This is a genomic window from Variovorax sp. PDC80 (assembly GCF_900115375.1).
Taxonomy (GTDB): Bacteria; Pseudomonadota; Gammaproteobacteria; order Burkholderiales; family Burkholderiaceae_C; genus Variovorax.
This window is the reverse complement of record NZ_FOWG01000002.1, coordinates 107,819-125,522: the sequence shown is the minus strand read 5'-3', so window position 1 is coordinate 125,522 and position 17,704 is coordinate 107,819. Positions and strand designations below refer to the sequence as shown.

Here is a 17,704-nt window from a genome sequence, read left to right as displayed (position 1 = left end):
ACGAATTGATGGAGACAAGACCGATGACCACGACCCCCAACGACCCGCTGGTGCTCTACGGCGAGACCTTCCACAGCCGCCTGCTGCTGGGCACCGCGCGCTACCCCTCGCCCGACCTGCTCGAGGCCGCCGTGAAGCGCGCGAAGCCCGCGATGCTCACGGCTTCGCTGCGGCGCCAGACCGCCAACCAGGGCTCGGGCAACAGCGAGCTCGGCAACGGCTTCTGGGAACTGCTGCGCCGGCTCGAGGTGCCGGTGCTGCCCAACACCGCGGGCTGCCACAGCGTGCAGGAAGTGGTCGCCACCGCGCAGATGGCGCGCGAGCTGTTCGACACGCCGTGGATCAAGCTCGAGCTGATCGGCGACGACTACACGCTGCAGCCCGACACGCTGAACCTGGTCGATGCCGCCTCGCAGCTGATCCGCGACGGCTTCAAGGTGCTGCCCTACTGCACCGAGGACCTGGTGCTGTGCCAGCGGCTGGTCGACGTCGGCTGCCAGGCCGTGATGCCGTGGGCCGCGCCGATCGGCACCGGCCGCGGGCCGGTCAATCCCTATGCGCTGCAGGTGCTGCGCGACCGGCTCGAGGTGCCGATGCTGGTCGACGCGGGCCTGGGCCTGCCCTCGCATGCCTGCCAGGTGATGGAGTGGGGCTTCGACGGCGTGTTGCTGAACACCGCCGTCGCGCTCGCGCAGGATCCGGTCGCGATGGCCGGCGCCTTCGCCGATGCGGTGCAGGCCGGCCGGGCCGCGCGCCGTGCCGGTGCCATGGCCGCGCAGGATGCGGCGCAGGCCAGCACGCCGGTGCTGGGCACGCCGTTCTGGCATCACGCGGGATGAGCGGCACCATGAACCACGAACAGCAACCGGACCGCGCGCGCGTCGCGCAGGAGATCGTCGCGGCGCATGGCCTGCGCTTCGGCGCCGCCACCTCGGCCCCCGCGGCCGCCATCGCCTACAGCGCCGACGACGCCATCTACCGCGGCGCGCGGCAGGCTTGCGGCGCGCTCGGCTTCATCGACATCGACGCCGAATGCATCGCACGCGCCTGGCGCGCGCAGAGCGAGCGCCTCGGCGGCTTCGATGCGCAGCGCTGGCCCGACGCACCCGTCGATTTCGGCTTGCGCGAATTTCCGCCGGCGGCGCGCGACAACGCCTTCGCGCCCTGCCCCGAGCAGCTCGGCCTCTATGCCGTGCTGCCCGATGCGGCCTGGGTCGGCCGCATGGCGCGCGCGGGCGTGCCGACGGTGCAGCTGCGTTTCAAGTCCGAGGACGCGGTGGCCGTGGCGCGCGAAGTTCACGCGGCCGTGACGGCCGTGCAAGGCACCGGCGCGCTGCTGTTCATCAACGACCACTGGCACGTGGCGATCGAGGCGCGCGCCTACGGCGTGCACCTGGGCCAGGAAGACCTCGATGCGCTCGCGCCCGAGGAACTGCAACGGATCCGCGCCGCCGGCCTGCGCCTGGGCGTCAGCACGCACGGCTATGCCGAGATGGTGCGCGCCGACGCGGTCGGCCCGAGCTACATCGCGATGGGGGCGGTCTACCCGACCACGCTCAAGAAGATGGCGACCGCGCCGCAGGGCGTGGCGCGTCTCGCGGCCTACGCGCGCCTGCTGCGCGGCTATCCGCAGGTGGGCATCGGCGGCATCGACGCGTTGCGCCTGCCCGAGGTGCTCGCCACCGGCGTGGGTTCCGTCGCCGTGGTGCGCGCGCTGGTCGCCGCCGAGGACCCCGAAGGCACGGCCTCGCAATGGATGGCGGCCATCGACGCCCACCGCACCGCATCGGCTGCGAAGCCCTGAAACCCGACCGAATGACGCATCCCTCTCCTCTTCTTTCCCGCACCCCCATCGCCTGCGCGATGGCCGCCCTGCTCGCTGCTCACGGTGCCTTCGCCCAGGCACAGGACAGCACCGCGCTGCCCGCCGTGACCGTGAACCCGGCCGCCCTCGCGCCACCGGCCGAGATCAGCGGCTTCGGCGACGTGCCGCTGCGCGAGCTGCCGCTGTCGGCCACCGTGATCGACAGCAACCAGCTGCGCGCGAGCGGCGCACGTCGACTCGCGGACCTCACGCAGTTCGATGCCTCGGTGACCGATGCCTACAACTCGGCCGGCTACTGGGACTACCTCACGGTGCGCGGCTTCGTGCTCGACAACCGCTTCAACTACCGGCGCGAGGGCCTGCCGATCAGTGCCGAGACCTCGATCCCGCTCGACAACAAGGAGCGCGTCGAGATCCTGCGCGGCACCAGCGGCATCCAGGCCGGCACCAGTGCGCCGGGCGGACTCGTCAACTACGTGGTCAAGCGGCCGACCGAACACGACCTGCGCACCGTGCGCATCGAGACCACGAGCCGCGGCAGCCTGCTCGGCGCGGTCGACCTCGGCGGGCGCTTCGGCGCGCAGCGCGAGTTCGGCTACCGGATCAACGTCGCGGCCGAGAACCTCAAGCCGCTGGTGCACGACCTCGACGGCAACCGCAACCTGTTCTCGCTCGCGGCCGACTGGCGCATCACGCGCGACTCGGTGCTCGAGTTCGAGATCGAGAAGAGCCGCAAGACGCAGCCGAGCCAGAACGGCTACAGCCTGCTGGGCGCCCGGTTGCCGGCGCCGGTCGATCCGCGCATCAACCTCAACAACCAGCCGTGGTCGCAGCCTTCGGAGTTCGATGCGCTGACCGGCACGCTGCGCTTCAGCCAGGCCATCAACGCCGACTGGCGCTGGAGCGCGCAGATCGGCCGCCAGCGGCTGCGCACCGACGACCGCCTGGCCTACGCCTTCGGCTGCGGCGCCGAGGGCAACTACGACCGCTACTGCAGCGACGGCACCTTCGACGTCTACGACTTCCGCAGCGAGAACGAGCGCCGCACGCAGACCGCGGGCAGCCTCAACCTCAAGGGCAACGTGACGACCGGCAGCGTGCGGCACGAGCTCGGCATCGGCCTGCTGCAAAGCCGCGTGCGCAACCGCTTCCAGAACCAGGCCTACAACTACGCGGGCACCGGCAACATCTGGGCGACCTCCTTCGTGCCGCCGGCGCCCGATGCCACCACGCCGCAGACCAACCGCGACGAGCGCTCGACCGAGCTCACCTTGCAGGACGCGATCCGCTGGAACGAGCGCTTCACCACCTGGGTCGGCGTGCGCCACACGCGGCTCGACCGCAGCAGCATCGGCAACGACGGCTCGAACCCGACCGGCTACAAGCAGGACGTGACCACGCCGTGGGTGGCCGTCAGCTACGTGCTGCGGCCCGAGCTGCTGGCCTATGCGAGCTGGGGCAAGGGCGTGGAGTCGCAGGTGGTGCCGAACCGGCCCGACCTCTACGGCAATGCCGGGCAGGCACTCGCGGCGCTCGCGTCGCGGCAATGGGAGCTGGGCCTCAAGGGCGGCAACGAGGCCTTCAACTGGCAGCTTGCGTGGTTCGACATCTCGCGGCCGCTGACCAACCTCGATGCCTGCGGCGAATCGTGCACGGTGCGCAACGATGGCCGCGCCGTGCATCGCGGGCTCGAGGCCGGTGCGCAATGGAACGAGGGGCCTTGGCGCCTCGGCGGCAGCGTGTCGGTCATCGATGCGAAGCGCCGCGGCAGCACGGCCGATCCCGCGCTCAACGGACAGTCGCCGACCAACGTGCCCAAGCAAGTGCTGCGCGCGCAGGTCGCCTACCGCGTGCCCGCGGTGGCGGGCCTCGAGATCGCGGGACAGCTGTCGTACGAAGGCCGGCGCAACGTGCTGCCCGATGGTTCGATCCGCCTGCCGTCGTGGACGCGCCTCGATGCGGTGCTGCGCTACGACACCAAGTTGAACGGCGTGAACACCAGTTGGTCGCTGGCCGTCGACAACGTCTTCGATCGCCGCTACTGGAAGGAATCGCCCTATCAGTTCAGCCACGTCTACCTGTTCCCGGGCGCGCCGCGCACGTTGCGATTGGGCGTGAGCATCGCGCTCTGAACTTTTTTAGCGAAAAGTTGCGTCGGTTTGCCAGACCCTCAAAAACGACGCTATAATCTGAGGCTTGTTCCTCGATAGCTCAGTCGGTAGAGCGCCGGACTGTTAATCCGTAGGTCCCTGGTTCGAGCCCAGGTCGAGGAGCCAAAACAAGCCGCAAGGCTACTGGATGCCCCGCTACTCACAAGGTAGCGGGGCATTTTCCTTTGTGCTCGCGCATCGACCTGCAAACACGTGCCGATGATCGAATGCGGCGGCACGATCGATGGCCGATCGCACGCATCGCATCCGCTCTTTCTTCATCGCCCGCATGTAGCGCGATGACGCCGCCGTCGACGAATCGCTCGCGCAAAAAAAAGCCCGGCATCGGACCGGGCTCAAGCCTTCTTGCAGTCAAGCATCAAAGGGACGGGCAACCCGTCAAGGAGAATGGAAAGTGGTGCGCCGCGCGCCTGCCATGGGATGGAGTTTACTGTATATTTGTACAGTCTTCTCAACCCAGGAGTACTGCCATGCCCCGCATCGAACAACCGGTGGTCGTGCCCAACTACGCGCTGACCGACGCCCTCTCGTGGATCTCGAAATTCGCCCACGCATGGAAGGCGATCGAGCCCGCGCCCGCCACGCTCAGCATCGACGGCTTCATCATCTGGGGACCGGTGCTCTACGAGAAGCACAGCGCCGAAGATCCGGTGCAGCTCGCGGCACGACTGTTCGGCAGTTCGGGGCCCTACTTCAGATACCTGTACCCGGGTGCGGCGGCCGCGGCCAATCAGGGGTGAAGCGTCGGGCGCGAGGGTGCATGTCTTGGCAGACGCGGGAATGTCGGAGAATCGTGCGATGAACTGGCATGCACCGTCCCTCCTGGCCCTCCTGTCGATCCCCTGCGCGCTGGCCATCGCCGGCTGCTCGACGCCCCCGAACGAAGTGATGCAGTTCCGCGAAGGCGTCCTGCGCGCCACCACCTACACGCAGGCGCAGCTGTACTGCGACAACAAGAACCAGACCCCGCGCTGGCTCGGCAAGGCACCGGCCGAGAGCGGCGTGCTGTTCCGCTGCGATTGATGCGATGAGGCAGACCGCGCGCTGAGCCGCGGCCTTGCAAACACAGGCATCGTCGGGCTCGCACCGATCCCGCGACACTCGATCCACTCCGGCCGGCAAGCATTGCGCTTGCCGGCTTTTTCATTTCCGACGGTTCGATCAGTGCGCCGTGAGGCCGCCACCGCCGGTCGCGTCGCGACGGGTCTTCGCGTTGTCGATGGTCGCGCTGACCGAGCTGGTGTTGATGGCCAGCGCCACGAGCACGGAGCCGACGAAGGCCGGGTCGGTCGAGCCGCTGAAATCCGAAGCGCCCGCGATGGCCAGGGCCTGCTGCACCTGCTGGCGGGTGAGTTCGGCTGCCGCTTCTCCAACGACGTTCTTCTTGGTGGTTGCCATCTGAAAACTCCTGATTCTGGAAGTGAGGAAAAAAACAAAACAACGCCAGCCGACTGCAGGCCGCGTGAGATCCATCACGCGCCACAACCCTCCGCCAACGATGAAATGTTAACTGGAGGTCAAAAATACGACGAAGGTTTTCATCGAAAGCGCACGGCGAAAACGCCCTCGCCGTGCTCATCTTTTCTGAAGATTTCAAGATGGATAATCGCGCCTCGCTCCGCCAGCCGGCGCATCGCGCAAGCCCTCGGGCCTTGCCGTTCGCGCATCGCTTCAGGCGGCGCGTTTCGAAGATGGGCCACCTTCCAAGAGCCCCCGTTCGAGCCGAGGTCGAGGAACCGTTTTTCCACTCCAGGCCATGCCGGAATCCGCGCCGCGGACGATGCGCATGCGCACATGACTTTCGACACTGGCGTGCCGGATGACCGGTCCGTATCGTCGCGCGGTCGCTTGCGACGCGGTATCGAATCGGGAGCTCGTATTGGCCACGCGGTCCCACCTTCGGCTGTTCGATAGGGGCGCCTGCCGCGCAGGCGCCGTGTTGTTTCACTTGATAGATCGGGACATGGCTTTTTCCAAACTTTCTCTCGCAAGCGCACTGGCCGGCCTGCTGGCCCTCTCGGGTTGCCAGACCATGGACATGCAGATGGGCAGCCAATCGGCCAAGACCGTGGCCACGGGCAGCGCGGCCGGCGCCGCCACCTCGGGCGAAAGCAGCGCGCTCGAGCGCTGCGACTCGCCGCTGGGCACCGTCTCGCTGATCGAGAACGTCAATGCCGGCTGGTACACGGTGCTGACCGGCGAATACAAGCTGCCGCCCACCGCCAACCTGCTGCGCCTGCTGGTGCAGCAATCGAACTGCTTCGTGGTGGTCGAGCGCGGCGCGGCCGGCATGAACGCGATGACGCGCGAACGCGCGCTGCAGCAGTCGGGCGAGATGCGCGGCGGCAGCAACTTCGGTCGCGGCCAGATGGTGGCGTCGGATTACGGCCTGTCGCCCGAGATCGTGTTCAGCAACAACGACGCGGGCGGCCTCGGCGGCGCCATCGGCGGGCTGGTCGGCGGCGGCCGCGGCCGTGCCATCGCGAGCCTGGGCGCGAACCTCCAGACCAAGGAAGCCTCGGCGCTGCTGACGCTGATCGACAACCGTTCGGGCGTCCAGGTCGCGGCCGCCGAAGGCAGCGCCTCGAAGACCGACTTCGCGGGCTTCGCCGACCTCGCCGGCGGCCGCGCGGCCGGTGGCATCGGCGGCTACACGCGCACGCCGCAGGGCAAGGTGATCGCCGCGGCCTTCATGGACGCCTTCAACCAGATGGTCCGTTCGCTGCGCAACTACAAGGCGCAGACGGTGCGCGGTCAGGGCCTGGGTGGCGGTGGCCGCCTCGGCGTGGATGGCGGCGCGGCGCCGTCGCAGACCTACGTGCCGGCCGAACAGCCGGCGCGCCGCCGCAAGTAAGCGCGGCGAGCGACGAGCACCGTCGCGCGAGCCCCGCCGCCGCCAGGCCGCGGGGCTTTTTATCGTCCGCCCGTCACAGGTGCCGCGTCTCGGCCGGCGGGTTGAACCAGTTGTTGTTGCGCCCGTCCATGTACATCACGGGCGCGGCCACCAGCTCGTCGGGCGTGGCGTCGTCGAGGCAGCTGACGTTGATGCTGACGTACTTGCCGCCGACCTCGGCCACGTCGCCGCGGCCGAAGGGCCGCACGCCGCAATGGCGGCAGAACAGGTGGTGCGCGCTGTACGAGCCGAACTGGTAGCTCGACAGATCGTCCTCGCCACTGACCATCCGGAAGGCCTCGGGCCGCACGATCGCGCCCCAGTTGCGCGCCTTGGCGCAGATCGAGCAATTGCAGCGGCCGGTGCCGGCCGCGAGGTCGATGTCGGCCTGGAAGCGGACCTTGCCGCAGTGGCAGCTGCCGTTGTAGGTTTTGAGCATGGGCTTTTCTCCTGGAGGGTCTGAGGTGTTGGAAGGCCCGAAGACTAAGGTCCATTGCGGACAGATCCTGTCCTCGATCGCAGGCATCATCGCGTCCATGCTCTCCGCCACCGCCCGCCTCATCCGCCTGTTGTCGCTGTTCCAGGCCCAGCGCGCCTGGACCGGCGCCGAGCTCGCGCGCCGCCTCGAGATCACCGAGCGCACCTTGCGCCGCGACGTCGACCGGCTGCGCAGCCTCGGCTACACGGTCGACTCCACCTCGGGCGTGGCCGGCGGCTACCGGCTGGGCGCGGGCAACAGCCTGCCGCCGCTGCTGCTCGAGGACGAGGAAGCGATCGCGGTGGCGGTCGGCCTGGGCGTGGGCTCGGCCTCCGGCGACGGCGGCAACGATATCGAGAACGCCTCGATGCGCGCGCTGGCCAAGCTCGAGCAATTGATGCCGCCTCGGCTGCGCCGCCGGCTCGACAAGCTGCGCGCCACGGTGGTGCCCGTGCTGCAGAAGCGCTCGGACATCCGGCTCAAGGCGGTGTCGCTGTTCGCCGAGGCCTGCGCCGACCGCGCGCTGCTGCGCTTCGGTTATCGCGACCATCACGAGGTCGTGAGCAGCCGCCGCGTGGAACCGCACCGCGTGGTGCAGACCGGCCAGCGCTGGTACCTGCTGGCCTGGGACACGGACCGCGAGGACTGGCGCACCTTCAGGCTCGACCGCATCGTCGATCCCGAGCCCACCGGCGCGCACTTCACGCCGCGGCGGCTGCCGCACGGCGACATCGCGGCCTACATGCAGCACGCGCTGCAGATCTCGCCCTACCTGCACCATGCGCGCGTGCTGGTGCATGCGCCCGTGGCCGCGCTCGACGGGCAACTGTCGTGGGTCGGCGGCGTGCCCGAGGCCGTGGCGCCCGATCGCACGCGCATCCAGACCGCGGCCAACTCGCTCGATGCGCTGGCGGTCTGGCTCGGCTGCCTCGGGCACGACTTCGAGGTCGAGTCGCCGCCCGAACTCGGCGCGCACCTGCAGCGGGTGGCGTCGCGGCTGGCGCGCATGTCGGGCCGCTGAGCGCCGCGGTCCACTCCTCCACGTATCCCACGTATATAGGATGGGCACGGCGCGCGCCGGCCCCTACGCTGCGGAGTCCACCCACCCGAGGACCGCCGCCTCCGCGCCATGGCCATCGACACCGCAGCCGCCCCCCTTCTCTCGACCACGCAGGTCGCGCTGGTCGAGGACGACACCGGCATGCGCGAACGCCTGGCCCGCGTGGTCGATGCCGATCCCTCGCTGACCCTGGCCCACAGCGCCTCGACAGCGACCGAGCTGCTCGCCTGGCTCGAGGACAACGCGGTCGACGTGCTGCTGGTCGACCTGGGCCTGCCCGACCTGCCGGGCCTGCAGGTCATCGACCGCTGCCGCAGCATGCAGCCGGCCTGCGCGGTGATGGTGCTGTCGATCTTCGGCGACGAGGCCAACATGCTGCGCGCCTTCGAGGCCGGCGCCAGCGGCTACCTGCTCAAGGACGGCACCGAGAGCGAGCTCGCGGCCCACATCCGCCACCTGCGCGCGGGCGGCTCGCCGATGTCGCCGGTGATCGCGCGGCAGCTGCTGCGCCGCTGGCAGGCGCGCACCGACGCGCCCCTGCATGCCGGCGCCAGCGCGCTGGTGGGACTGGCCCAGGGCACCATCGGCTCGGCCATGGCATCCTCGGCGCTCCCGCGCACGCCGCCGGTGCGGTTGTCGCCGCGCGAATCGGAGGTGCTGGACCTCGTTTCCCGTGGTTTCACCTATGCCGAAGTCGGCGCGCAGATGGGAGTCTCGGCTTCGACCGTCCAAACCCATATCCGCAATATCTACGGCAAGCTGGATGTCCACAACAAGTCCGAAGCCGTGTTCGAGGCGCGCAACCTGGGCTGGCTGCCCTGAGCATCCTTCCGCCGCCTCTTCGTCCGATCTGCGCTTCCTGTTCACCCTGGTCGCCGCGCTGCTGCTGATCGCCGGCCCGGCCGCCGCCAGCAGTACCGGCGGCGGCACCGCCACGCCCTACACCGTCACCAGCGCCGAGGCCCGCCTCGAGCCCGACGGCCTGCCCGCCGAGGAGCGCCGCGTGCAGCTGCCGTTCCGCTGGGACCAGGCCTTTCCGGGCCGCGGCGGCAAGGCCACCTACCGCATCGCCCTGCCCGCGGCGGCGGCGCCCGCGAGCGAGCCGGCCGCGCTGCTGTTCGCGGGCGTGGGCAACCAGGTCGCGATCGAGTTCAACGGCACGCCGCTCGCGGGCTTCGGCACGCTGGGCGATCCGTCCTACGACACCAAGGGCACGCCCTTCGTGCCGGTGGCCGCCTCGCTGCAGCGCACGGGCGCGGCGCAGGAACTGGTGATCCGCACCACCGTGCAGCGCCAGCGCGGCGCGGCGCTGGCCACGCTGCAGTACGGCACCGAGCGCGAGCTGCTGCCGCGCTACCGCGTCTACCAGCGCTGGCGCCACACCTCTGTGATCGCCAACGCGGCCATCCTCGCGCTGATGGGCTGCCTGTCGGGCGCGCTCTGGCTGCGCCAGCGCGAGGCGCTCTATGGCTGCTTCGCGCTCGCCGCGCTCTCGGGCCTGCCGCACAACGTCGACCGGGTGCGGCCCGACATGAACCTGCCCTGGCCGCTCTGGGGCGTGGTGATCGCGGTCTGCTATGCGCTGCACATCGGGCTCATCACGCGCTTCGTGCTGCTGGTGCTGCAGCGCGGCCCGGCGGGGCTGGTGCGCGCGCTCTACGCGGCCATGGGCATCGCGGTCGCGAGCGCCATCGCCTCCTTCGTGCTGGCCTGGCCGGCACTGTGGACCGCCGGCCTGGTGCTGCTGAACCTCACCGGCGTGGCCTGCCTGCCGGTGGTGGCGCGCAGCGCCTGGGTCGAGCGCCGCACGATCGCCATGGTGCTGCTGCTGGCGGGCGTGCTCGCGATCCTCGCGGGCATGCACGACCTGCTGCTGGTGCGCATGGGCTTTTTCGGCGGCTCCGACACTTCGCAGACGCCGCGCGCGATGTTCTTCTTCGTGCTGATCCTCGCGGGCCTGGTGGTCGACCGCTACAGCCGCACCGTGGCCGACTACGGCGCGCTCAACGCCACCCTGGCCGAGCGCGTGGCCGAGCGCGAGGGGCAGCTGCGCGTGGCCTTCGACGCGCTGCGGCTGCAGCAGCAGGAACAGGCCGTGCTGCTCGAGCGGCAGCGCATCATGCGCGAGATCCACGACGGCGTCGGCTCGCAGCTCGTGGGCCTGCTCAATGTCGTGACCCAGCCCGCGCCCGATCGCGCGGTGGTCGAGGAGCACGTGAAGCTCGCGCTCGACGAGATGCGCATGGCGGTCGACTCGCTGCAGCCCACGCACGACGACCTCGCCACCGTGCTCGCCACCCTGCGCTACCGGCTGCAGCCGCGGCTGGACGCGGCCGGCATCGCGCTGGTGTGGGACGTGGGCGTGATCCCGCCGGTGGCGCCGTTCTCGGCCCAGGCCGCGCTGCAGTTGCAGCGCATCCTGCTCGAGGCCTTCACCAACGTGCTCAAGCACGCGCGCGCCACGCGCATCGTGCTGCATGCGCGCTGGCAGGCCGACGTACAGCCGCCGCGCGTGCACATCGTGCTGACGGACAACGGCGTCGGACTGCGGCCCACGGGCACCGCGCCGAAGACGACGGGACACGGCATCGCGAACATGCGGGCGCGCGCGCTGAGCATCGGCGCGCGGCTGGAGATCACGGCGGTCGAGCAGGAAGAGAACACCGCCGGCGGCACGCGCATCACGCTCGAGTGGCCGGGCGCGATCGACTGCCCGCAGCACTGAACGCGGGCGCCGGGCTCAACGCAAGGCGAAAGTCAGCGCCACCGCGCCGAGCGCCAGCAGCGCCAGGCCCGCGATGAACACCACCTCGCCCCAGGCCTCGAGCCGCGCGCCCGAGCGCCGCATGCGCATCGAGATGAACGACAGCAACGCGCTGGCCAGGAAGACCAGCGCGTCGACCGCGAGCAGCCGATCGATCACCAGCCGCAGATCGTCGCGCGGACCGAGGTGCCCGATGGACATCACGGTCATGCACACGCCGATCATGGTGGCGGAGGTCGGCAGGATGTGGGCCGACAGCCCGTTGGCGGCGCTGTCGGCAGGGTCGAGGCGTTCGGCCTGCGGAGCCGAAGACCGTCGGTGCGGCGGCTTCATCGGTCGTCGCGCGTCGGGGTCCGGCCCGGGGCGGTCAGCCGATGCGCACCGGCACGAAGATCTTGTCGTCGCCGCGCTGGATCAGCAGCGCCACCGACTTGTCGGCCTTCGCGACCACCTCGCGCACCTGCTCCACGGTCTTGGCGGGCGTGCCGTTGATCGCCAGCAGCACGTCGCCGGCCTGCACGCCGGCCATCGCCGACGGGCCGGCCGCGTCCTCGATCAGCAGGCCGGTCTCGACCGCTGCCTCGCGCTTCTCGTCGGGCTGCAGCGGACGCAGCGCCAGGCCCAGCTTGCCCTGGCCGGTGGCCTTGTCGGCCTTCGCGACCTGGGCCGGCTTGTCGCTGGCATCGCCGAGCTTCGCCGTCAGCTCCTGGCGCTCGCCCTGGCGCCACACCTCGAGCGTGACCTTGGTGCCGGGCGCCTGCTGGCCGATCACCGCGGGTAGGTCGCCCGAGGACACGATGGGCTGGTCGCCGACCTTGCGGATCACGTCGCCGGCCTTCAGGCCCGCCTTGTCGCCGGGGCCGCCCTTCTCGATGTTCGAGACCAGCGCGCCCTCGGGCTTGTCGAGCTTGAAGGAATCGGCGAAGGCCTGGTTCACTTCCTGCACCGCCACACCGAGGCGGCCGTGCACCGCCTTGCCGGTGGCGACGATCTGGTCCTTGACCTGCACCGCCACGTCGATCGGGATCGAGAACGACACGCCCTGATAGCCGCCGCTGCGGCTGTAGATCTGCGAGTTGATGCCGACCACCTCGCCGCGCGTGTTGAGCAGCGGGCCGCCCGAGTTGCCGGGGTTCACCGCCACGTCGGTCTGGATGAAGGGCACGTAGCTGTCGTCGGGCAGCGTGCGGCCCTTGGCGCTGACCACGCCGGCCGTCACGGTGTTCTCGAAGCCGAAGGGCGAGCCGATGGCCAGCACCCATTCGCCGACCTTCAGGTCCTTGGTGTTGCCCAGCGCGAGCACGGGCAGGTTCTTGGCGTCGATCTTGAGCACCGCGATGTCGGTCTTGGCATCGGCGCCCAGCACCTTGGCGCGGTACTCGCGGCGGTCGGTGAGCTTGACGGTGACTTCCTTCGCGTCCTTCACCACGTGGGCGTTGGTCAGGATGATGCCGTTGGCGTCGACGATGAAGCCCGAGCCCTGGGCCCGCACCGGCACGTCGCGCTGCTGCTGGCCGCGCGGGTTGATCTGGCCCTGGAAGCGGCGGAAGAACTGGAACATCGGATCGTCGGGATCGATGCCCTGGATCTGCGCGGCCTCCTCGTCGTCCGAGGCCTTCATGGTGCCGGTGACGCTGATGTTGACCACGGCCGCGCCGTCGCGCGCGGTGATGGTCGAGAAGTCGGGCAGCGTGACCATGGCGGCCGGCGCGGTCGCGGTGGCGTTGGTGGGCGTGCCCACGGCGCGCGCGCTGGTGTAGGCGCCGGCGCCGACGGCGCCGATCACGCCCGCGGTGGCCAGGGCCAGGACCAAGGCACGGGGCGAAGTCAGTCGGGTGTTCATGGATCGGTTCCTTTCATTGCGTCGTGACGCTGATGCGATGGAAGGAATGTCGTTGCGCTCGCTTAAGCGCCGCTTAAACGCCGCTGAACGATCCGGCCGGCCTCGGCCGCGGTGTCAGGCGTGCTGCGGAAAGCGCACCACCACCCGCAGCCCGCCCAGGCTCGGCGAGGCATCGAGCGCCACGCTCGCGCCATGCAGCTCGGCGATCGACTTGACGATCGAGAGGCCGAGCCCGCTGCCCGGCGCCTGCGGCTCGCCCGAGCGGTAGAAGCGGTCGAGCACGCGCTCGCGCTCGGTGGGCGGCAGGCCCGGGCCGCTGTCGTCGACGCTGAGCTCGACCGCCTCGCCCTGGCGCGCGATCGCGATGTCGACGCGGCCGTCCTCGGGCGTGTACTTCACGGCGTTCTCGAGCAGGTTGCGCAGCAGCATGCGCAGCGCCTCGGGCTGGCCCTTCACCGCGGCGCCCTCGTCGGCGCGCGCGATGCCGATGTCGATGCGCCGCGCCTGGGCCGCGGCCACGGCGTCCGACACGGCCAGTCGCGCCACCTCCGCGAGCGCCACCGGCTCGGGCGGCGCGCCCGCGGCCATGCTGGCCTCGTGGCGCGCGAGCGCGAGCATCTGCTCGACCAGCCGCGTCGCGCGGTCGATGCCCGCCACCAATCGGCCGACGGCGAGCTCGCGCGCGCCGTCGTCGGTGGCGCGCTGCAGGCCCTGCACCTGCAGCTTGAGCGCGGCCAGCGGCGAACGCAGCTCGTGCGCGGCGTCGGCCACGAAGTGCTTCTGCGCCTCGAAGGCCTGCCGCACGCGGTCGAACAGCAGGTTGAGTTCCTGCACCAGCGGGCGCACCTCGTCGGGCAGTTTCTCCTCGCTCACGGGCGAGAGATCGTCGGCCTGGCGCGACGCCACCTGGGTGCGCACGCGCGCCACCGGCGCGAGCGAGCGGCTCACCACCCACCACACGACCAGCATCAGCAGCGGCGCCATCAGCGCCACCGGCGCGACGGTGCGCAGCGCCAGGGTGCCGGCCATGTGCTGGCGCGCCGCCATGTCCTGCGCCACCTGGATCACCAGCCCGCGCGTCTGCATCGAGAACACGCGGTAGGTGGTGCCGCGCGCGCGCACGTCGGCGAAGCCCAGCACCGCGAGCTGCGGCAGCGCGGCCTGGTCGGCCGATTCGAAGATGCGCACGCCGTCGGCGGTCCAGACCTGCACCACGAAATCGAAGTTCTGCTCGGCACCGCCGAGGCCGCCCACCGCCGCGCTGGGCGGCAGGCCGGCGCGCAGCGACAGCGCCATCTGCTGCATGTGGTAATCAAAGATCTCGTCGGCTTCCTTGAGCACGGTGCGGTAGGCCACCAGCGCCTGCGCGCCGGCCGCCAGCACGATGGCCGCGAGCAGGAACCACAGCAGGCGCGCGCGCAGCGAGCCGGTCATGCGCGCGGCCAGTCCCATCACGCCCCTCACGCCTTCGGCACCATGTAGCCGACGCCGCGCACGTTGCGGATCAGCTCCGCGCCGAGCTTCTTGCGCAGGCCGTGCACGTAGACCTCGACCGCGTTGCTGCTGATCTCGTCCTTCCAGCTGTAGAGCTTCTCCTCGAGCTGCGCGCGCGATAGCACCATGCCGGGCCGTGCCAGCAGCGGCTCGAGCACGGCCCATTCGCGGGCCGACAGCACCACCGGCTGGCCGGCCACGCTGACCTCGCGGGTGGCGGGATTGATGCTCACGCCCATGTGCTCGTAGACCGGCTCGGCGCGCCCGGCCGCGCGGCGCAGCAGCGCGCGGATGCGCGCCAGCAGCTCGTCGAGGTCGTAGGGCTTGAGCACGTAGTCGTCGGCGCCGGCGTCCAGGCCCTCGATGCGCTGCTGGATCGAGTCGCGCGCGGTGGCGATCAGCACCGGCATGCGCTGCTTGCGCGCGCGCAGGTTGCGCAGCACCTCCAGGCCGTCGCGGCGCGGCACGCCGAGGTCGAGCAGCACCAGGTCGTAATCCTGGGTGCGCAGCGCCGACTCGGCGCTGTCGCCGTCCTTGACCCAGTCGACCGCGTACTGCTCGGCACGCAGCAGGTCGAGCACGGCTTCGCCGATCATCACGTCGTCTTCGAGGAGCAGCAGTCGCATGGCGGGTTCCTGATGTTCTGGTTTGGCGGTTCGAGGCGGAGGGACCGGGCGAAGTTCAAAGCAGCGCGCGCACCTCGCGCGCGGCCTCGAACAACAGCGGCAGCATGTCGCGCCGCACGGCCTCCTCCTGGTAGCGCGCGCCCGACAGCACCACGTTGAGCGCGGCCACCGTGTGGCCCTGCATGTCGCGCAGCGGCACGGCCAGCGCCTGCACGCCGAGCTCGTGCTCCTCGCTCGCGAAGCAGTGGTCTTCCTTGCGCGCGCGCGTCACCAACTGGCGCAGCGCGCGCGCCTGGGTGGTGGTCTGCGGCGTGAGGCGCGCCAGGTGGCGGCCCGTGAGCCAGCGCGTGAACTCGGCCGGCGGCAGCGCGGCCAGCAGCACACGGCCGGTGGAGGTGGCATGGGCCGGCAGCCGCGCGCCCAGGTGCAGGCCATAGGCCAGCACGCGCGTGGGCGTGCCGTAGCTGCCGCTGCGCGCCACGATCACCACCTCCTCGCCGTCGAGCACCACGGCCGAGAAGGATTCGCCGGTCTGCGCCGCGAGCCGGTTCAGGGTGGGCTGCAGCGCGCGCGGCAGGCGCGACGAGGCCAGGTAGCTGCCCGAGAAGCGCAGCACCTTGGGCGCCATCCAGAAGTAGCTGCCGTCGGTCTCGAGGTAGCCCAGGTGCGCCAAGGTCAGCAGGTGCCGGCGCGCCGCGGCGCGCGTGAGGCCGGCGCGCTCGGCCGCCAGGGTGGCGTTGAGGCGCTGGCGCTCGGTGTCGAAGCTTTCGAGCACCGCCATTCCCTTGGCGATGCCCTCGATGAAGTCGGCTCTGGCGATGGTCATGATTGAGGCGAAGCGGGAAGTTGCGCGATCATCGCGCAGCCATTCGCATGATCGCACACAGCCGCATCGGCCGGCGTGTCAGGGCGGCGCGCTCGCCCTACGCTTCGCGGAACTTCTCGGAGACATCGACATGCGCACCCAGGTAGCGATCATCGGCGCCGGCCCGGCCGGCCTTCTGCTCGGCCAGCTTCTGTTCAAGGCCGGCATCGACAACGTCATCGTCGAACGCCAGAGCGGCGACTACGTGCTCGGGCGCATCCGCGCGGGCGTGCTCGAACAGGTCACGATGGACCTGCTGGAACGTGCCGGCGTCGACGCCCGCGCCAAGGCCGAGGGCCTGCCGCACGGGGGCATCGAGCTGCTGTTCAAGGGCGCGCGCCATCGCATCGACATGCACGGCCTCACGGGCGGCAAGCAGGTCACCGTGTACGGCCAGACCGAGGTGACGCGCGACCTGATGGAAGCGCGCGCGGCCGAGGGCCTGACCACCATTTACAGCGCGGCCAACGTGAGCCTGCACGACTTCGATTCGCGCTCGCCGCGCGTGCGCTACGAGAAGGACGGCCAGACGCACGAGATCGAATGCGACTTCATCGCCGGCTGCGACGGCTACCACGGCGTGAGCCGCGCGAGCGTGCCGGCCGATGCGATCCAGACCTACGAGAAGGTCTACCCCTTCGGCTGGCTCGGCGTGCTGGCCGACGTGCCGCCGGTGTCGCACGAGCTGATCTACGCCAACACCGAACGCGGCTTCGCGCTGTGCAGCATGCGCAGCGCCACGCGCAGCCGCTACTACGTGCAGGTGCCGACCGAGGAACGGGTGGAGAACTGGAGCGACGAGGCCTTCTGGAACGAACTGCGCGCGCGCCTCGACCCGGAAGCGCGCGAGCGGCTGGTGACCGGGCCTTCGCTCGAGAAGAGCATCGCGCCGCTGCGCAGCTTCGTGGCCGAGCCGATGCGCTTCGGCTCGCTGTTCCTGGCCGGCGACGCGGCGCACATCGTGCCGCCGACCGGCGCCAAGGGGCTGAACCTCGCGACCGCCGACGTGGGCTACCTGTCGCGCGCCTTCGAGATCTTCTACCGCGAGCGCTCGGCCTCGGCGCTCGACCGCTATTCCGACCTGTGCCTGCGCCGGGTCTGGAAGGCCGAGCGCTTCTCGTGGTGGTTCACCTCGCTGATGCACCGCTTCCCCGAGACCGGCGCCTTCGGCCAGAAGATCCAGGAGGCCGAGCTCGACTACCTCGTGCATTCGCACGCGGCCTCGACCTCGCTGGCCGAGAACTACGTCGGGCTGCCGCTCGAGGACTTCTGAGCCTCGGCCTCGAGCTTCTTCTTCATCGCGGCCGCGCCCTCGTCCATCATGCCGGCGATGTAGGGCGCGAGCTCGTCGGGCAGCACGTCGGTGATCCAGACGAAGCGCGAGCGCCCTTCGCCCGCGTCGAACACCTGCGCCGACGCATGGTGATGCCGCATGCGGCTGCCGGTGACGGTGTAGGCGATGCGGCGCAACGACTCGTCGATCGACACCGGCAGCTCGCGCGCCACGCTGCCGTTGGAGAAGTCGAGGATGCGCGCGCCCTCCTCGTCGATGCGACAGCCCGTGAGGAAGCCCGGCGCGAGCCGTTGATGCACGGCGCGGAAGTCGCGCAGCGCGTCCCAGACCTGTGCCGCGCTCGCGACGAGTTCGAATTCCCGGTGGATGGTGGCCATGGCGGGCTCCTTCG

General features: G+C 70.3%; 18 protein-coding genes and 1 tRNA gene. 11 read left to right on the top strand and 8 right to left on the bottom strand.

Annotated features, from left to right (window positions below; translation table 11 throughout):
* Nucleotides 1–23 precede the first annotated feature (23 nt).
* From BM109_RS06170 to BM109_RS06145, 6 genes are all read left to right on the top strand, one after another.
* Nucleotides 24–839, top strand: coding sequence for a thiazole synthase (locus tag BM109_RS06170; protein WP_093341443.1), 816 nt, complete (start codon nt 24–26; stop codon nt 837–839).
* Between the two features lie 8 nt (nt 840–847).
* Complete coding sequence (locus BM109_RS06165) at nt 848–1,804, top strand: thiamine phosphate synthase (RefSeq protein WP_093342403.1); 957 nt, start codon at nt 848–850, stop codon at nt 1,802–1,804.
* A 59-nt stretch (nt 1,805–1,863) separates the two neighbouring features.
* Nucleotides 1,864–3,957: a TonB-dependent siderophore receptor gene (locus BM109_RS06160; RefSeq protein WP_256222389.1), complete on the top strand. Its 2,094-nt coding sequence runs from the start codon at nt 1,864–1,866 to the stop codon at nt 3,955–3,957.
* A 68-nt stretch (nt 3,958–4,025) separates the two neighbouring features.
* A tRNA-Asn gene (locus tag BM109_RS06155) sits at nt 4,026–4,101 on the top strand.
* A gap of 365 nt (nt 4,102–4,466) precedes the next feature.
* A complete protein-coding gene (locus BM109_RS06150) occupies nt 4,467–4,736 on the top strand; it encodes a hypothetical protein (protein WP_093341440.1) in 270 nt (89 codons plus the stop codon).
* Between the two features lie 58 nt (nt 4,737–4,794).
* Nucleotides 4,795–5,019 (top strand): hypothetical protein, encoded by a 225-nt coding sequence (locus tag BM109_RS06145; protein ID WP_093341438.1) that lies wholly within the window; start codon nt 4,795–4,797, stop codon nt 5,017–5,019.
* Nucleotides 5,020–5,157: 138 nt separating this feature from the next.
* On the opposite strand, the gene BM109_RS06140 is transcribed toward BM109_RS06145, so the two are convergent.
* Nucleotides 5,158–5,394 carry a hypothetical protein gene (locus BM109_RS06140; RefSeq protein WP_093341437.1) on the bottom strand — a complete coding sequence of 79 codons (237 nt, stop codon included), beginning with the start codon at nt 5,392–5,394 and terminating at the stop codon, nt 5,158–5,160.
* A gap of 565 nt (nt 5,395–5,959) precedes the next feature.
* Here BM109_RS06140 and BM109_RS06135 point away from each other — a divergent pair.
* Nucleotides 5,960–6,850, top strand: a complete 891-nt coding sequence (locus tag BM109_RS06135; RefSeq protein ID WP_093341435.1) for a CsgG/HfaB family protein — start codon at nt 5,960–5,962, stop codon at nt 6,848–6,850.
* Between the two features lie 73 nt (nt 6,851–6,923).
* On the opposite strand, the gene BM109_RS06130 is transcribed toward BM109_RS06135, so the two are convergent.
* Nucleotides 6,924–7,328 carry a GFA family protein gene (locus tag BM109_RS06130; protein ID WP_093341434.1) on the bottom strand — a complete coding sequence of 135 codons (405 nt, stop codon included), beginning with the start codon at nt 7,326–7,328 and terminating at the stop codon, nt 6,924–6,926.
* A gap of 97 nt (nt 7,329–7,425) precedes the next feature.
* On the opposite strand from BM109_RS06130, the gene BM109_RS06125 reads away from it, so the two are divergent.
* The 3 genes from BM109_RS06125 to BM109_RS06115 all read left to right on the top strand — a co-directional run bounded on the left by BM109_RS06125 (nt 7,426) and on the right by BM109_RS06115 (nt 11,152).
* Nucleotides 7,426–8,388, top strand: coding sequence for a helix-turn-helix transcriptional regulator (locus tag BM109_RS06125; protein ID WP_093341433.1), 963 nt, complete (start codon nt 7,426–7,428; stop codon nt 8,386–8,388).
* A 108-nt stretch (nt 8,389–8,496) separates the two neighbouring features.
* On the top strand, nt 8,497–9,249 hold the full coding sequence (locus BM109_RS06120; RefSeq protein ID WP_093341431.1) for a response regulator transcription factor: 753 nt from the start codon (nt 8,497–8,499) through the stop codon (nt 9,247–9,249).
* On the top strand, nt 9,191–11,152 hold the full coding sequence (locus BM109_RS06115; protein ID WP_093341430.1) for a sensor histidine kinase: 1,962 nt from the start codon (nt 9,191–9,193) through the stop codon (nt 11,150–11,152). Before BM109_RS06120 ends, BM109_RS06115 begins: the two co-directional genes overlap by 59 nt.
* A gap of 15 nt (nt 11,153–11,167) precedes the next feature.
* On the opposite strand, the gene BM109_RS06110 is transcribed toward BM109_RS06115, so the two are convergent.
* The 5 genes from BM109_RS06110 to BM109_RS06090 all read right to left on the bottom strand — a co-directional run bounded on the left by BM109_RS06110 (nt 11,168) and on the right by BM109_RS06090 (nt 15,980).
* Nucleotides 11,168–11,524, bottom strand: coding sequence for a hypothetical protein (locus BM109_RS06110; protein ID WP_093341428.1), 357 nt, complete (start codon nt 11,522–11,524; stop codon nt 11,168–11,170).
* Between the two features lie 34 nt (nt 11,525–11,558).
* Nucleotides 11,559–13,034 carry a DegQ family serine endoprotease gene (locus tag BM109_RS06105; protein WP_093341427.1) on the bottom strand — a complete coding sequence of 492 codons (1,476 nt, stop codon included), beginning with the start codon at nt 13,032–13,034 and terminating at the stop codon, nt 11,559–11,561.
* A 114-nt stretch (nt 13,035–13,148) separates the two neighbouring features.
* Complete coding sequence (locus BM109_RS06100; protein WP_371268792.1) at nt 13,149–14,486, bottom strand: ATP-binding protein; 1,338 nt, start codon at nt 14,484–14,486, stop codon at nt 13,149–13,151.
* An 8-nt stretch (nt 14,487–14,494) separates the two neighbouring features.
* The gene (locus tag BM109_RS06095; protein WP_057592472.1) at nt 14,495–15,154 is read right to left on the bottom strand and encodes a response regulator; all 660 of its coding nucleotides are present in this window, start codon (nt 15,152–15,154) and stop codon (nt 14,495–14,497) included.
* 55 nt (nt 15,155–15,209) lie between these two features.
* Nucleotides 15,210–15,980: an IclR family transcriptional regulator domain-containing protein gene (locus tag BM109_RS06090; protein ID WP_057592473.1), complete on the bottom strand. Its 771-nt coding sequence runs from the start codon at nt 15,978–15,980 to the stop codon at nt 15,210–15,212.
* A 130-nt stretch (nt 15,981–16,110) separates the two neighbouring features.
* On the opposite strand from BM109_RS06090, the gene pobA reads away from it, so the two are divergent.
* A complete protein-coding gene (pobA, locus tag BM109_RS06085) occupies nt 16,111–17,292 on the top strand; it encodes a 4-hydroxybenzoate 3-monooxygenase (RefSeq protein ID WP_093341425.1) in 1,182 nt (393 codons plus the stop codon).
* Here the strand turns inward: pobA and BM109_RS06080 are convergent.
* Nucleotides 17,262–17,690 carry an SRPBCC family protein gene (locus BM109_RS06080; protein WP_093341424.1) on the bottom strand — a complete coding sequence of 143 codons (429 nt, stop codon included), beginning with the start codon at nt 17,688–17,690 and terminating at the stop codon, nt 17,262–17,264. The two genes, pobA and BM109_RS06080, sit on opposite strands and share 31 nt — an antisense overlap.
* Nucleotides 17,691–17,704 lie beyond the last annotated feature (14 nt).

Excerpts from the sequence above, each read along its gene's own strand:
- BM109_RS06115 (WP_093341430.1), top strand. The coding sequence starts at position 9,191 with ATGTCCACAACAAGTCCGAAGCCGTGTTCGAGGCGCGCAACCTGGGCT.
- BM109_RS06135 (WP_093341435.1), top strand. The coding sequence starts at position 5,960 with ATGGCTTTTTCCAAACTTTCTCTCGCAAGCGCACTGGCCGGCCTGCTG.
- BM109_RS06145 (WP_093341438.1), top strand. The coding sequence starts at position 4,795 with ATGAACTGGCATGCACCGTCCCTCCTGGCCCTCCTGTCGATCCCCTGC.
- BM109_RS06080 (WP_093341424.1), bottom strand. The coding sequence starts at position 17,690 with ATGGCCACCATCCACCGGGAATTCGAACTCGTCGCGAGCGCGGCACAG.
- BM109_RS06170 (WP_093341443.1), top strand. The coding sequence starts at position 24 with ATGACCACGACCCCCAACGACCCGCTGGTGCTCTACGGCGAGACCTTC.
- BM109_RS06110 (WP_093341428.1), bottom strand. The coding sequence starts at position 11,524 with ATGAAGCCGCCGCACCGACGGTCTTCGGCTCCGCAGGCCGAACGCCTC.
- BM109_RS06120 (WP_093341431.1), top strand. The coding sequence starts at position 8,497 with ATGGCCATCGACACCGCAGCCGCCCCCCTTCTCTCGACCACGCAGGTC.
- BM109_RS06165 (WP_093342403.1), top strand. The coding sequence starts at position 848 with ATGAACCACGAACAGCAACCGGACCGCGCGCGCGTCGCGCAGGAGATC.
- BM109_RS06100 (WP_371268792.1), bottom strand. The coding sequence starts at position 14,486 with ATGGGACTGGCCGCGCGCATGACCGGCTCGCTGCGCGCGCGCCTGCTG.
- BM109_RS06130 (WP_093341434.1), bottom strand. The coding sequence starts at position 7,328 with ATGCTCAAAACCTACAACGGCAGCTGCCACTGCGGCAAGGTCCGCTTC.
- BM109_RS06140 (WP_093341437.1), bottom strand. The coding sequence starts at position 5,394 with ATGGCAACCACCAAGAAGAACGTCGTTGGAGAAGCGGCAGCCGAACTC.
- BM109_RS06105 (WP_093341427.1), bottom strand. The coding sequence starts at position 13,034 with ATGAACACCCGACTGACTTCGCCCCGTGCCTTGGTCCTGGCCCTGGCC.
- BM109_RS06150 (WP_093341440.1), top strand. The coding sequence starts at position 4,467 with ATGCCCCGCATCGAACAACCGGTGGTCGTGCCCAACTACGCGCTGACC.
- BM109_RS06095 (WP_057592472.1), bottom strand. The coding sequence starts at position 15,154 with ATGCGACTGCTGCTCCTCGAAGACGACGTGATGATCGGCGAAGCCGTG.
- BM109_RS06160 (WP_256222389.1), top strand. The coding sequence starts at position 1,864 with ATGGCCGCCCTGCTCGCTGCTCACGGTGCCTTCGCCCAGGCACAGGAC.
- pobA (WP_093341425.1), top strand. The coding sequence starts at position 16,111 with ATGCGCACCCAGGTAGCGATCATCGGCGCCGGCCCGGCCGGCCTTCTG.
- BM109_RS06090 (WP_057592473.1), bottom strand. The coding sequence starts at position 15,980 with ATGACCATCGCCAGAGCCGACTTCATCGAGGGCATCGCCAAGGGAATG.
- BM109_RS06125 (WP_093341433.1), top strand. The coding sequence starts at position 7,426 with ATGCTCTCCGCCACCGCCCGCCTCATCCGCCTGTTGTCGCTGTTCCAG.